13 protein-coding genes are annotated in these 13893 nt (G+C 72.0%); 5 read left to right on the top strand and 8 right to left on the bottom strand.

Annotated elements, in window-relative coordinates; genetic code table 11:
* Window positions 1-3: 3 nt before the first annotated feature.
* Genes AC07TY_RS17415 through AC07TY_RS17400 form a run of 4 tightly spaced genes read left to right on the top strand, consistent with a single transcriptional unit; the run spans window position 4 to window position 3590 of the window.
* The gene (locus tag AC07TY_RS17415; protein WP_123507153.1) at window positions 4-1041 is read left to right on the top strand and encodes an ABC transporter permease; all 1038 of its coding nucleotides are present in this window, start codon (window positions 4-6) and stop codon (window positions 1039-1041) included.
* A gap of 1 nt (window position 1042) precedes the next feature.
* Complete coding sequence (locus tag AC07TY_RS17410) at window positions 1043-1939, top strand: ABC transporter permease (RefSeq protein ID WP_494786138.1); 897 nt, start codon at window positions 1043-1045, stop codon at window positions 1937-1939.
* On the top strand, window positions 1936-2763 hold the full coding sequence (locus AC07TY_RS17405; protein WP_488626694.1) for an ABC transporter ATP-binding protein: 828 nt from the start codon (window positions 1936-1938) through the stop codon (window positions 2761-2763). Before AC07TY_RS17410 ends, AC07TY_RS17405 begins: the two co-directional genes overlap by 4 nt.
* Window positions 2760-3590 (top strand): ABC transporter ATP-binding protein, encoded by an 831-nt coding sequence (locus AC07TY_RS17400; RefSeq protein ID WP_488626693.1) that lies wholly within the window; start codon window positions 2760-2762, stop codon window positions 3588-3590. Before AC07TY_RS17405 ends, AC07TY_RS17400 begins: the two co-directional genes overlap by 4 nt.
* 127 nt (window positions 3591-3717) lie before the next feature.
* On the opposite strand, the gene AC07TY_RS17395 is transcribed toward AC07TY_RS17400, so the two are convergent.
* The 8 genes from AC07TY_RS17395 to AC07TY_RS17360 all read right to left on the bottom strand — a co-directional run bounded on the left by AC07TY_RS17395 (window position 3718) and on the right by AC07TY_RS17360 (window position 12888).
* Entirely contained in the window at window positions 3718-4032 is a 315-nt protein-coding gene (locus AC07TY_RS17395; protein WP_494786137.1) for a hypothetical protein, read from the bottom strand.
* Between the two features lie 381 nt (window positions 4033-4413).
* On the bottom strand, window positions 4414-5085 hold the full coding sequence (locus AC07TY_RS17390) for a response regulator (RefSeq protein WP_123507149.1): 672 nt from the start codon (window positions 5083-5085) through the stop codon (window positions 4414-4416).
* Window positions 5082-7622 carry a DUF4118 domain-containing protein gene (locus tag AC07TY_RS17385; RefSeq protein ID WP_494786136.1) on the bottom strand — a complete coding sequence of 847 codons (2541 nt, stop codon included), beginning with the start codon at window positions 7620-7622 and terminating at the stop codon, window positions 5082-5084. Before AC07TY_RS17385 ends, AC07TY_RS17390 begins: the two co-directional genes overlap by 4 nt.
* Before the next feature lie 4 nt (window positions 7623-7626).
* Entirely contained in the window at window positions 7627-8235 is a 609-nt protein-coding gene (gene kdpC, locus AC07TY_RS17380; RefSeq protein WP_494786135.1) for a potassium-transporting ATPase subunit KdpC, read from the bottom strand.
* Window positions 8236-8246: 11 nt separating this feature from the next.
* Window positions 8247-10418 (bottom strand): potassium-transporting ATPase subunit KdpB, encoded by a 2172-nt coding sequence (gene kdpB, locus AC07TY_RS17375; RefSeq protein ID WP_494786134.1) that lies wholly within the window; start codon window positions 10416-10418, stop codon window positions 8247-8249.
* 1 nt (window position 10419) lies between these two features.
* The gene (gene kdpA, locus AC07TY_RS17370; protein WP_494786212.1) at window positions 10420-12075 is read right to left on the bottom strand and encodes a potassium-transporting ATPase subunit KdpA; all 1656 of its coding nucleotides are present in this window, start codon (window positions 12073-12075) and stop codon (window positions 10420-10422) included.
* Between the two features lie 5 nt (window positions 12076-12080).
* The gene (gene kdpF, locus AC07TY_RS17365) at window positions 12081-12170 is read right to left on the bottom strand and encodes a K(+)-transporting ATPase subunit F (protein ID WP_123507145.1); all 90 of its coding nucleotides are present in this window, start codon (window positions 12168-12170) and stop codon (window positions 12081-12083) included.
* Window positions 12171-12315: 145 nt separating this feature from the next.
* Complete coding sequence (locus AC07TY_RS17360; protein ID WP_123507144.1) at window positions 12316-12888, bottom strand: TetR/AcrR family transcriptional regulator; 573 nt, start codon at window positions 12886-12888, stop codon at window positions 12316-12318.
* A gap of 90 nt (window positions 12889-12978) precedes the next feature.
* Here AC07TY_RS17360 and AC07TY_RS17355 point away from each other — a divergent pair, with 90 nt between their 5' ends.
* A complete protein-coding gene (locus AC07TY_RS17355) occupies window positions 12979-13860 on the top strand; it encodes an SDR family oxidoreductase (RefSeq protein ID WP_494786133.1) in 882 nt (293 codons plus the stop codon).
* The last annotated feature ends 33 nt before the right edge of the window (window positions 13861-13893 follow it).

Raw genomic sequence — 13893 nt, 5'->3', positions numbered from 1 at the left:
GGCATGGCCACCGCAACCGAGATCGAGGTCGGACGCACCCGCGTGGCGCGTCCGACCGAGGCGCGGACGGCCGGGTCGCTCCGCTGGAAGCGGATCGGACTCGCGATCCTGCGCCCCTTCGCCGTATTCGTTCCGGTGTTCCTCTTCGGCACGTTCATCACCTTCCTGCTCGGGACGCTGACGGGGCTCAACCCCGCGTACGTGCAGCTCGGCGAGGCCGCGACACCGGATGCCGTGGCCCGTCTGAACCACCAGTACGGGCTCGACCAGCCCTTCCTGGTTCAGTACTGGACCTGGTTCAGCGCGCTCCTCCACGGCTCGCTCGGATCGAGCTGGATCGACGGGATCTCGATCTCGACCCTCATCGGCCAGCGGATCGTCATCAGCCTGTCGGTCGCCGCGCTCGCCCTCGTGATCGGCATCGTCGTCGGCGCCGCTCTCGGCGGCGTGGCCGCGATCCTGCAGACCACCTGGGTCGACCGCGCCATCACGGGATTCACCTCGCTGATGTCGGTCATGCCGCCGTTCACGGTCGGGATCATCCTCGTGGCGATCTTCGCGGTGCAGCTCAAGGTGCTGCCGTCGGCCGGGTACATCTCGCTCAGCCAGGGGCTCTGGCCATGGTTCAGTCACGTGATCCTCCCCGCCATCGCCCTCAGCTTCGACATGGTCGCGGGCGTCGCGCGCCAGCTGCGGGCCGGCCTCGTCTCGGCCTACGGCCAGAACTACGTGCTCGGAGCCACCGTGCACGGCCTGAGCCCGAGGCGCATCTTCTTCGTCCACGTGCTGCGCAACGGCGGCGGTCCGGCGCTGGCCCTCGTGGGCCTGAGCCTGCCGAACCTGCTCGGCGGCGCCGTCGTCACGGAGACCGTGTTCGGCCTCGCGGGCTACGGCGTGTTCGCCAGCTCGTCGGCCCTCCACGGCGACGTCCCCGCGGTCCAGGGCGTGCTGGTCGTGTCGATCGTCCTCGTCGTCGCCTTCAACCTGATCGTCAACATCGCGCTCAACCGCATCGAGCCGAGCGCGAAGAGAGGCGTCTGACATGTACTCGCGACTGCGCCGGCTGCCGTCCTTCTGGATCGCGTCCGTGCTCCTGGTGCTCGTCCTCCTGCTCGGGATCCTCGGCTCGGCCCTCGCGCCGGACGACCCGCTCGCGGGCGGCTCCGCGCTCCTCCAGGCACCCTCGGCGACGCACCTGCTGGGAACCGACTACCTCGGTCGAGACGTCCTCAGTCGACTCCTCGCCGGCTCCCGCGTCTCGATCCTCGGAGCCTTCGAGGTCGCCGCCATCGCGCTGGTCGTCGGGACCATCCCCGGCCTGCTGTCCGTCTACCTCGGCCGGGTCTTCGAGTGGCTCACCCTCCGCATCATGGACACGCTGATCGCTCTGCCCTTTCTCGTCTTCGCGGTGGCGCTGACCGCTCTTCTCGGCAACGGCCTCACCCAGGCCATGCTGAGCGTCGGCATCCTGCTGTCGCCCATGTTCTACCGGGTGTCGCGCGCCGCCGCACTCACGGTGTCGAGCTCGCAGTACGTCGAAGCGGCGGTCCTCAGCGGCGGCTCGACGGGGTGGGTCCTGCGCCGCCACATCGGGCCCAAGGTGCTTGCCCCGATCGGCATCGCCTTCGCCAACGCCGCGGGAGTGGGCCTCGTCATCGTCGCCAGCCTGACGTTCCTCGGCATCGGCGTGCAGCCCCCGGCTCCCACCTGGGGAGGCATGCTCGCCTCCGACCTCGGCTACCTGGCCTATCAGCCGTACGCGCCGGCCTACCCGATCGTCCTCATCATGCTCACCGTGTGGGCGCTCAACCTGCTCGCCGACGTGCTCCGCGACACCTCCGGAGAGGCGGGTCGGATCCTGCTGAAGAAGCGCGCGCTCGCCAAGGCCCGGCGCCGTGGGCGCCGACTTCAGCCGCAGCTCGCCGGGAGGGTCGAATGACCGCGGATCGTACCGTCATCGCCGTCAACGGCCTCAGCATCTACAACCACCTGCACGACGACGTCGCCGTCGAGAGCGTCTCGTTCTCGCTGCGACCCGGGCAGGCGCTCGGCATCGTCGGCGAGTCGGGAAGCGGCAAGACCATCACGTGCCGCGCCCTCCTGGGGGTCCTGCCCGAGCTGTTCGAGGTCACGGCCGGACGCATCGAGATCGACGGCCGCGACACGGCGGCGCTCAGCCGCAGGCAGTGGACGGCCCTCCGGGGCACCACCATCTCGGCGGTCTTCCAGGACCCCGCGACCTACCTCAACCCGTCCATCCCGGTCGGGCGGCAGATCGAGGAGATCCTGCGCGTCAAGAAGGGGCTGCCGCGCCGCGAGGCGAGAGCGGCCGCCGTCTCGCTTCTCGAGACGGTGCGGATCCGCGATGCCGAGTACGTCTTCTTCCAGTACCCGTTCGAACTCTCCGGCGGCATGCTGCAGCGTGTCCTGATCGCGGCCGCCGTCGCGTGCGAGCCGGCGGTGCTCATCGCCGACGAGGCGACCACGGCGCTCGACGTGACGGTCCAGGCCGAGATCCTCGACCTGCTCACCGACCTGAAGGACCGCCTCGGCCTGGCCCTCATCGTCGTCTCGCACGACCTGGCCGTCGTCGCGCAGATCTGCGACGACGTTCTCGTGATGCGCTCCGGCGCCGTGGTCGAGCAGGGGCCGACCGAGCGCGTGCTCCACGACCCCGAGCACGAGTACACGCGCCTGCTCCTCGACGAGCACCACCGCTTCGGACTGGAGCGGTTCCTCCGACCGGCAGGAGCCGCCGAATGACCGCCGAGACGATCCTCACCGTCGAGAAGCTGCAGGTCGCGTACGGCCGCGGCGCACGGCAGAAGCAGGTGCTCTTCGACGCGGATCTCAGGATCCGAGCCGGCGAGGTCGTCGGGCTCATCGGCGAGACCGGATCGGGCAAGTCCACCCTCGCTCGCGCGATCCTCGGACTCGTGGAGCCCTCCGACGGCAGCGTCCGGTTCGGCGGTACCGAGCTGACGACCCTGAAGCCGGCTCAGCTGCGGGCGTTTCGGCGGACGGGCCAGGTGCAGTACGTCTTCCAGGACCCGATGCGGAGCCTCGATCCGGAGTTCACGATCGAGCAGTCGATCGCCGAGCCGCTCGTCACCGGGGGAGGGCTGGCCGCCGACGAGATCGCCCGCCGAGTGCGCACGTACCTCGCCAGGGTGCACCTCGACGAGGGGCTCCTGTCACGGCTTCCGGGCCAGGTCTCGGGAGGCCAGCGTCAGCGGGCCGCCATCGCGCGTGCGCTGATCACGGAGCCCCGGCTGCTGATCCTCGACGAGCCCGTGAGCGCGCTCGACTCCGCGAACCGCGTGCAGATCCTCGAGCTGATGCAGGAACTCGCGGGCCCGGCCGTCTCGCTCCTGTTCATCTCGCACGACCTGGGCTCCGTGGCCGGCATCACAGACCGCGTCGTCGTGCTCTACCGCGGGCGCATCGTCGAGGAGGGCTCCACCGACTCGATCATCAACACGCCGCAGCACGCCTACACCCGCCTGCTCGTCGGCTCGGCGCCGACGCTGACCGGCGGAGCGACGTCGAGGGCCGAGCGCGACGAGCTCCGGGCGCGGGTCGAGCCGTAGCCCCGGAGGTCGGCGGCGTGCTCGCGGAGTCCGGGGCGCGCGGGAGCGCCCGGCGGGCTCGTCGCAGCTGCGCCCCAGTGCCCTGCCGGGGTTCGGTCGCGTGCGCGCCGGGCCTTCTGGCGCGGGTCTACGACTCGACGTTCACGAGCGTGATGACCTGCGAGTCGGTCCACCCGTCGATGCCCTCGAAGGCCTCGGCGCGCTCGGGCGAGCCCACGTACGCGGCCTCGATCTGCGCGAACGCGGCGGCGTCGCCGGGAGCGCTGACGGCCCAGACGAACTCGTTGCTCTCGGGGATCGCGTAGGCGAACTCGATGGCGAACCCGGCCTTCTCTCGGACGGGCACGAGCTTGGAGTGCCACCACGGCAGGAACTCCGCCATCACTCCGGCGCGCAGTGCGTAGCGGCGGAGCTGGACGGTGCGGATCTCGACGTCGGTCATGGGGCCAGCGTACCGGCGGGGCTCGCGCGGCGCGGGCGGTGGGGTGTATGGGCGGGGCTGGTCGGTTCGGGCGGGTCTCCGGGGCGCGCCCGACCCGGCGAACCCCCGCCCACGCGGGGTGTGTGGGCGAGGTCGCGGCAGTGCGGGCTCGGGCGGCCCTCCGTTTCGGCTCGGCCCCGCCGACTCGGGCCCGGCCCCCGCCGTTTCGGCTCGGACTCGGCGACGCGACGGCGGGGCCGAGCCGATTCGGCGGGCCCAGCCGCAGACCTCGCCGGCGCCGAAGAGGGGAACCCTTGGGTTCGGCGCAGTCCCTCCGGTTCGGGCCAGCCTCCGGTCGCCCGGGGCGGGCGTCCGCGGCGCCGGGATAAGCGGGCCGGCGCGCTAGGGGACGTAGCGGTAACCCATGCCCTGCTCGGTGACGAGGTAGCGCGGGGCGCCGGGCACGGGCTCGAGCTTCTTGCGGAGCTGCGCCAGGTAGAGGCGGAGGTAGCCGGTGTCGCGGGCGTGCGCGGGGCCCCACACCTGGGTCAGCATCGCCTCGCGCGTGATGAGCCGGCCGGGGTTGGCGAGGAGGAGCTCGAGGAGGCGCCACTCCGTCGGGGTCAGCCGCACAGGACCGCCGGGGCCGGTGACGACGCGCGCGGCCAGGTCGACGGTCACGTCGCCGAGGCGGACGGCGGGCGACTCGGCCGCCGGGGCGGTGCGACGGGTGAGGGCGCGGATGCGGGCGAGCAGCTCGTCCATCGCGAAGGGCTTGGTGACGTAGTCGTCGGCGCCGGCGTCGAGGGCGTCGACCTTGTCGGCGGCTCCGGTGCGGCCCGACACGACGAGGATCGGCACCTGCGACCAGCCGCGCAGGGCCTGCACCACCTGGACTCCGTCGAGGTGGGGCATGCCGAGGTCGAGCATCACGACGTCGGGGTGCTGCGAGATGGCCTGGGCGAGGGCGGCGGCTCCGTCCGCGGCCGTCACGACCTCATAGCCTGCCGCACCCAGGGTGATGCGCAGGGCGCGGACGATCTGCGGGTCGTCGTCGGCCACCAGGATCTTCACGAGGCGGCCCCCTCGGGCGGCGCAGGATCAGGCGAAGCCGCCACTGGCGCCCCCGCCACCGAAACCCCCGCCACCGGCAGCGACACCACCATGGTCAGCCCGCCGCCCGGGGTGTCCTCGGCGTCGAGCGTGCCGCCCATTCCCTCGGTGAAGCCGCGCGACAGAGCGAGGCCGAGGCCGAGACCCGTCGTGTTGTCGGTGTCGCCGAGCCGCTGGAACGGCACGAACACCTCGTCGCGGCGGTCGGCCGCGATCCCGGGACCGTGGTCGGCGACGCGGAGCTCGACACGCCCGTCGAAGTGGCTGGCCGCGACGCGGACCCGCACGTCGGCGGGGGAGTGCCGCACCGCGTTGTCGAGCAGGTTCACGACGACGCGCTGCAGCAGCACGCCGTCGGCGAGGGCGGCGGGCAGCGCGTCGGCGAGGCCGAGCTCGACCTCGTCGGGCCCGAGGCCGAGCTCGTCGAGCGAGCCGAGGATGACGTCGTCGACGTCGACGGCGGCGAGCGAGACGGCGAGCACGCCGGCCTGCACGCGCGACACGTCGAGGAGGTTCGTGACGAGGGTCGCGAGCGACTCGAGGCTCTCGCTGGCGGTGGCCAGCAGCTCGTCTCGGTCGGCGGGGGTCCACTCGACGCCGGGGGAGCGCAGGCCGGTCACGGCGGCGGTGGCCGCGGCGAGCGGGCGGCGGAGGTCGTGGCCGACGGCCGCGAGCAGCGCAGTGCGCATCTGGTCGGCCTGCGCGAGCGGCTCGACCTCGTCGGCGGCCTGCCGCAGGGCGGAGCGCTCGAGCGCCGCGTCGACCTGGGCGGCGATGACGGCGAGCAGCCGCTGCTCGGCGGCCGCGAGGTCGGGGCCGCGCAGCTCGAGCGTTCCGTGCGTGCCCGTCGGCAGGGTGGTCACCCGGTCGTCGCGGTCGGCCTGGCCCGCCTCGGTGACGACTCGCCCCTCGGCGAGCACGCGCACGCTCGTCAGGCCGAAGACCTCGCGGGTGCGCGACACGAGCGCCGCCAGGGCGTCCTGCCCGCGGAGCACGCTGCCGGCGACGGTCGCCAGCAGCTCCGACTCGGCCAGGGCGCGGGCCGCCGACCGCGACCGGCGTGCGGCCTGGTCGACGACGTACGACACCAGCAGGCCGTTGACCACGTACAGGGCCAGGGCGAGCAGGTGCAGCGGCCGGTCGATCGTGACGCTGTGGATCGGCTGCACGAAGAAGAAGTCGAGGGTGAGCCCCGAGAGGACGGCCGCGATGAGCGCCGGCCAGATTCCGCCGACGAGGGCGACGATCACGACTAGCAGCTGGTAGACGAGCACGTCGCTGGTGAGGGTGTTGTCCGAGCGGACGGCCGTCAGCAGCAGCGTGACGAGCGGGCCGAGCACGAGCGCGAGCACCAGGCCGACGATTCGCCGGCGGAGCGTCAGGGCTCCGCCGGGGCGAGGCAGGGTGAAGCGGCCGCCGGCGCGCGAGTGCGACACGATGTGCACGTCGATGGAGCCCGACTCGCGGATCACCGTCGCCCCGATGCCCGGCCCGGTCAGCAGGGCGGCGAGCCGCGAGCGGCGGCTGACGCCGATGACGAGCTGCGTGGCGTTCATCGACTTGGCGAACGCGACGAGCGAGCGCGGCACGTCGTCGCCGACGACCTGGTGGTAGCTGCCGCCGAGCTTCTCGACGAGCGCGCGCTGGGCGGCGAGGGTGCCGGGATGGGAGTCGGCGAGGCCGTCCTGTCGGCTGACGTGCACGGCGATCAGGTCGCCGCCGGCCGAGCGGGCCGCGATCCGGGCACCGCGCTTGATGAGCGTCTCGCCCTCGGGGCCGCCGGTCAGGGCGACGACGACGCGCTCGCGGGCCTCCCACGTCGAGTCGATGCCCTTCTCGGCCCGATAGGCCTTGAGCGCCGACTCGACCTCGTCAGCCAGCCACAGCAGCGCCAGCTCGCGGAGCGCGGTCAGGTTGCCCAGGCGGAAGTAGTTCGAGAGCGCGGCGTCGACGCGGGCGGCGGGGTAGACGTTGCCCTCGGCCAGCCGGTCGCGGAGGGCCTGCGGGGCGAGGTCGACGACCTCGATCTGGTCGGCCGACCGGAGGATCGCGTCGGGGATCGTCTCGCGCTGGGGAGCGCCGGTGATCTGCTCGACGACATCGCTCAGCGACTCGATGTGCTGCACGTTGACCGTCGATATCACGTCGACCCCGGCCTCGAGCAGGTCGAGCACGTCTTGCCAGCGCTTCTCGTTGCGGCTGCCGGGCGCGTTGGTGTGGGCGAGCTCGTCGACGAGGGCGATGTCGGGTCGGCGGGCGACGACCCCGTCGGCGTCCATCTCGGCGAGCTCGACGCCCCGGTGCTGCGAGGCCAGCCGCGGCAGCACCTCGAGGCCGCCCACGAGGGCCGCCGTGGCCGCGCGCCCGTGGGTCTCGACGACGGCCACGACGACGTCGCGCCCCTCGGCCTTCAGCCGCGCGCCCTCTTCGAGCATCGTGTACGTCTTGCCCACCCCGGGCGCGGCGCCGAGCAGCACGCGGAGCCGCCCTCGAACCATTGCGTCAGTCTTTCGTCAGTGCGGCCAGAGCGACGTTGAGCTCCAGCACGTTTACCGTGGGCTCCCCAAGGTATCCGGCCTCGCGGCCGCTGATCCTCGATTCGACCAGCCTGTGGACAACTGCGTCGGAGAGTCCGGTGGCGGCGGCGACCCGCTTCACCTGGAGCAGCGCGTACGCCGGGCTGATCGCCGGGTCGAGTCCGGAACCCGACGCGGTGAGCGCGTCGTCGGGGACAGAGGCCGGCGCGACTCCCTCGAAGGCGGCGATCGCCGCGCGACGATCCTTGATCGACGACGCGAGGTCGGCGTTCGACGGCCCCAGGTTGCTGGCGCTCGACGCCGACGCGTCGTACCCGTCGCCGGCGGCGGAGGGCCGCGACTGGAACCACCGGGCCAGCGGCTTGCCGTCCTCGTCGGCGAACGACTGCCCGATGAGCGACGACCCGACGACCGGGCCGCCCGAGCTCACGGTCGACCCGTTCGCCTGGTGCGGCAGCACGAGCTGCCCTACTCCGGTGAGGAGGGCCGTGTAGGCGACGCCGAGCACGACGGTGAAGACGAGCATGGCGCGGAGTGCGACCCACCAGGGGCGCGCGGAGGTGCGAACAGACATGAGACGGGTCCTTAGAAACCGGGGAGGAGGGAGACGACGAGGTCGATGAGCTTGATCCCGACGAACGGGGCGACGATGCCGCCGAGCCCGTAGATCAGGAGGTTGCGCGACAGGATCGACGATGCCGACGCCGCGCGGTACTTCACGCCGCGCAGCGCCAGCGGGATCAGCGCGACGATGACGAGCGCGTTGAACACGATCGCCGAGAGGATCGCCGACGCGGGCGAGTGCAGCTGCATGATGTTGAGCAGCCCGAGCCCGGGGAAGATGCCGGCGAACATGGCCGGGATGATGGCGAAGTACTTGGCCACGTCGTTCGCGATCGAGAACGTGGTCAGGGCGCCGCGCGTGATGAGCAGCTGCTTGCCGATCCGGACGATGTCGATGAGCTTGGTCGGGTCGGAGTCGAGGTCGACCATGTTGCCGGCCTCCTTCGCCGCCGACGTGCCGGTGTTCATGGCGACGCCGACGTCGGCCTGGGCGAGAGCGGGAGCGTCGTTGGTGCCGTCGCCGGTCATCGCCACGAGGTTGCCGCCCTCCTGCTCCTTCCTGATCAGAGCGAGCTTGTCCTCGGGCGTGGCCTCGGCGAGGAAGTCGTCGACCCCGGCCTCGGCCGCGATGGCTCGGGCCGTCAGCGGGTTGTCGCCGGTGATCATCACCGTGCGGATGCCCATGAGGCGCAGCTCGGCGAAGCGCTCGGCGAGGCCGTCCTTCACGACGTCCTTCAGGTGCACGACGCCGAGGATGCGGGTGGCCCCGTCGACGGAGCGCGTGGCCACGACGAGCGGGGTCCCGCCCGCGTTCGAGACGCCGGTGACCAGCCGGTCCAGGGCGTCGCGCTCCGCGGCGGTCCCCGCGAGGGAGGCGGCGGACTGCTCGCGGGCGGCGGCGACCCAGGCGGCGAGGGCGGTTCCTGCGCCCTTCCTCACGGCGGAGCCATCGGCGAAGTCGACGCCGCTCATGCGCGTCTGGGCGGTGAACGGCACGACGGCGCCTGCCGGGGCCGACGGCACGGCGAACCCGTTCTCGACGGCGAGGTCGACGATCGAGCGTCCCTCGGGCGTCGGGTCGGCCAGCGACGACGTGGCTGCGGCCTCCGTCAGCTCGTCCTCGGTCGCCGAGCCCAGGGGCAGGAACTCGCTGGCGCGGCGGTTGCCGTAGGTGATGGTGCCCGTCTTGTCGAGCAGCAGCGTCGTCACGTCGCCCGCGGCCTCCACGGCACGCCCCGACATGGCGAGCACGTTCCGCTGCACGAGGCGGTCCATCCCGGCGATGCCGATGGCCGAGAGCAGGGCGCCGATCGTCGTCGGGATCAGGCAGACGAGCAGGGCGATCAGCACCGGGATCGACGCTGCGGCATCGCTGAGCGAGGCGATCGGGTTGAGCGTGAGCACCACGACGACGAACACGATCGAGAGAGACGCGAGCAGGATGTTCAGCGCGATCTCGTTCGGGGTCTTCTGCCGGGCGGCCCCCTCGACCAGCGAGATCATCCGGTCGACGAAGGTCTCGCCGGGCTTCGACGTGATGCGGACGACGATCCTGTCGGACAGCACCCGCGTGCCGCCGGTGACGGCCGAGCGGTCGCCTCCCGACTCGCGGATGACCGGGGCCGACTCGCCCGTGATGGCCGACTCGTCGACGCTGGCGATGCCCCAGACGATGTCGCCGTCGCCGGGGACCAGCTCGCCGGCCACCACGACGACCGTGTCGCCGAGGGTGAGGTCGGCCGACGAGATCTCGTCGGTGGCCGACGTCGACGCGTCCGGGTCGCCCGACGCGTCGTAGTCGAGCACCCGGACGGCGCTCGTCGAGGTCCTGGTCTTGCGCAGCGTCTCAGCCTGCGCCTTGCCGCGGCCCTCCGCCACCGACTCGGCGAGGTTGGCGAAGACGACGGTCAGCCACAGCCACGCCGCGATCGCCCAGGTGAACGAGCCGGGGACGACCGAGCCGCCGGACTCGCCGGGCCCGCCGGTGAACGGCTCGGCGACGGCGAGGACGGTCGTGTACGCGGCGCCGACCTCGACGAGGAACATGACCGGGTTGCGCCACATCAGGCGGGGATCGAGCTTGCGGAGGGCGCCGGGGAGGGCCTCGACGAGCTGGGCGGCGGAGAAGGCGGTCTTCTTCGACGGGGTGGGCGCGAGTTCCTGCGCCCGATCGGGGGTCTCGAGGGTGGTCATGTCAGTTGAGTCCTTCGGCGAGGGGTCCCAGTGCGAGCACGGGGAAGTAGGTGAGGGCGGTCACGACGATCGACACGCCGAGGAGGAGGCCGACGAACTGCGGCCGGTGGGTGGGGAGCGTGCCGGCCGTGGCGGGCACCTTGTCTTGAGCCGCGAACGACGACGCGAGCGCCAGGACGAACGCGATGGGCACGAAGCGGCCGAGCAGCATGACCACGGCGAGCGAGATGTTCATCCAGTCGGTGTTCGCAGTCAGGCCGGCGAACGCCGAGCCGTTGTTGTTGGCGGCGGAGGTGTAGGCGTAGAGCACCTCGGTGACCCCGTGGAGGCCCGGGTTGAAGATCGATGTCGAGATGACGCTGTCGCGGACTCCCGGCAGCGCGAAGCTCAGGGCCGTGCCGGCCAGGGCGAGCGTCGGCGTGACCAGGATGTAGAGGGAGGCGAGCGTGATCTGGCGCGGGCCGATCTTCTTGCCGAGGTACTCGGGCGTGCGGCCGACGAGCAGGCCCGCGATGAACACGGTGATGATCGCGAGCACGAGCATGCCGTAGAGGCCCGAGCCGACGCCGCCCGGCGAGATCTCGCCGAACATCATGTCGAGCAGCGCCATCATGCCGCCGAGCGCGGAGTACGAGTCGTGCGCCGAGTTCACCGCGCCGGTCGAGGTGGAGGTCGTCGCGGTCGCGAACAGGGTCGACGACCAGACGCCGAAGCGGGTCTCCTTGCCCTCCATCGCGCCCGTCGCGCCGTGCGTCTCGAAGATGGTCATCGCGGTGAGGGAGGCGGCGAAGATCGTCGCCATGACGGCCGCGATCGCGGTGCCCTGGCGGGTGTCGCCGACCAGGCGGCCGAACAGGCGCGGCATCGAGAACGGGATGATCAGCATCAGGACGATCTCGAACAGGTCGGTGAAGGCGTTCGGGTTCTCGAACGGGTGGGCGGAGTTCGCGTTGAAGAAGCCGCCGCCGTTCGTACCGAGCATCTTGATGGCCTCCTGGGACGCCACCGGTCCGCCCGGGATCACGGCGCTGCCGCCGGTGAGGGTCGTGACGTGCTCGAAGCCGCCGAAGTTCTGGATCACGCCACCCGCGAGGAGCACCACCGCCGCGACGACGGCCATCGGCACCAGCACGCGGGCGAGGCCGCGGGTCAGGTCGACCCAGAAGTTGCCGAGCGTGCCCGAGCGGACCCGCGCGAGGCCCCGGATCAACGCGACCGCGACGGCCATGCCGACGGCGGCCGACACGAAGTTCTGCACGACCAGCCCGCCGAGCTGCACGGCGTAGCCCATGGTGACGTCGGGGGAGTACGACTGCCAGTTCGTGTTCGTCACGAACGACACCGCCGTGTTGAAGCTGAGCGCGTTCGGGATCGAGCCGAAGCCGAGCGAGTAGGGGAGGAGCGCCTGCAGCTTCTGCAACGCGAACACGAAGGCGATGCCGACGGTCGAGAAGACGAGGATGCCGCGCAGGTAGGCGCCGCTCGACTGCTCGCGCGACGGGTCGACTCCGATCACGCGGTAGAAGCCGCGCTCGAGGCGCCAGTCGCGACGGGCGCTGTAGACCCAGGCGAGGTAGGCGCCCATCGGACGGTGGAGGGCGACCAGAACGACCAGGACGGTCATGATCTGGAGCAGGCCGGCGACGGAGTCGGGCATCGTCATCAGAACCGCTCGGGTTTCACGAGCGCGACGACGAGATAGACGAGGGCGGCGACCCCGAGGGCGGCCGCGATGAGGCTGAAGACGATCACGGATCCGATCAGACACCCGCGGCGGGGCTGCGACGGCGGTCCTAACAGGACCCGTGCGGGCGCTCGCAGGATCCTGACGGTTTCCTAACGCGGGGCCGAGCGTGGCGGGAGCCCCCGGTGGGGCCCGGCGGCGGGTGGCCGCCGATCAGCCCAGCTGGGCCACCGCGGCGCGGAGCCGACCGAGAGCCGTCTGCAGCAGGTCGGCGAGGGGCGGGGCGTCGGCGTCGGCGATCCACTCCGAGAACGCGTCGTGGAAGGCGAGCACGCCGAGCTCGGCCGCGGTGGCCGCGACGGGGTCGACGACTCCGCGGGCGCGGAGGGCGTCGGCCATCGCGGCGGCCATGCCCACCTGCTTGAGGAGGGCCCGGTCGCGCAGCTCGGCGCTGGTCGCGATGACGGCCTCGAGTCGCGGGCCGAGCTCGCGGTTGAACGGGGTCATCGACGCGGCGGCGGTGGCGAGCCCTGAGGCGACGGCCTCGAGGGGCGTCGCCTCGGCGGGGGCTGACGCGATGCCCTCCGCGAAGAGGCGCGACAGGGTGGCCTGGCCTGCGGCGAGCACCTCGCGCTTGTCGGAGAAGTGGCGGAAGAACGTGCTGCGCGTCAACCCTGCCCGGTCGGCGATCTGGGCGACCGTGGTCTCGTCATAGCCCTGGTCGGTGAAGAGCTCGAGGGCTGCCGTCACAAAGCGCTCGCGTGCGTCTGGTTCCCATCGAGGCATGGGTTCATCCTAGCGATGCGACACGAGTCCCATCACGGTGCTACGGTGATGGGACATCAGTCGCATCATCATCGACCCAGGGAGCATGCAGTGCGCGTATTCATCACCGGAGCATCCGGCCACATCGGTTCCGTCGTCACGGAGGAGCTCGTCGCCCACGGCCACGAGGTGCTCGGCCTCGCCCGTTCGGAGTCGTCGGCGCAGAAGGTCGTCGCCGCCGGGGGCACGCCCGTGCTCGGCGGTCTCGGCGACCTCGACGTGCTGACGAACGCGGCCACGGAGGCCGACGGCGCGATCCACCTCGCGTTCAGCAACGACTTCGGCGACCTCGAGGCCAGCATCGCCGAGGAGGGCCTCGCCATGGACGCCATCGGCGCCGCCCTCGTGGGCACGGGCAAGCCGTTCACCATCGTCTCGGGCACGACCTGGGTCGACGGCCGGCTCGCGACGGAGCACGACCCTCTGCCGCATGACGGCCCCGTCGGCGGCCGCGGCATCAACGTCGACCGCATCCTGGCGCTCTCCGATCGGGGAGTCCGCACGTCGGCCGTCCGCCTGCCGCGCTCCGTCCACGAGCGGTACGCGGCCTACGGGTTCGCGGGCATCCTGATCGGTGCGGCACGCCAGTCGGGGTTCTCGGCGTACGTCGGCGACGGCAGCCAGCGCTGGCCCGCGGTGCACCGCCGCGACGCCGCCTCGCTGTACCGCCTCGCGCTCGAGACCGCGGAGGCCGGGACCGCGGTGAACGCCGTCAGCTCCGAGGGCGACACCATGCTCGAGATCGCCACGGTCATCGGCGAGCAGCTCGGTGTTCCCGTGCAGCAGGTCCCGGCCGAGAGCTTCGGTCCTCTCGGCATCATCTTCGGCATCGACCAGCCCGCGTCGAGCGCCTGGACGCGCGACACCTTCGGCTGGGCGCCGTCGCACCCCGTGCTGCTCGACGACCTGCGGGCGGGCGACTACCCGGCGTAGCCCGCGGCGAGTCGTCCGTCCCCGAGGCCGACT

The sequence above is a fragment of the Frondihabitans sp. GW821-FHT04F02 genome (assembly GCF_059420045.1).
The sequence above is the reverse complement of the archived record's forward strand: the minus strand, read 5'-3'. Positions and strand labels throughout refer to the sequence as shown.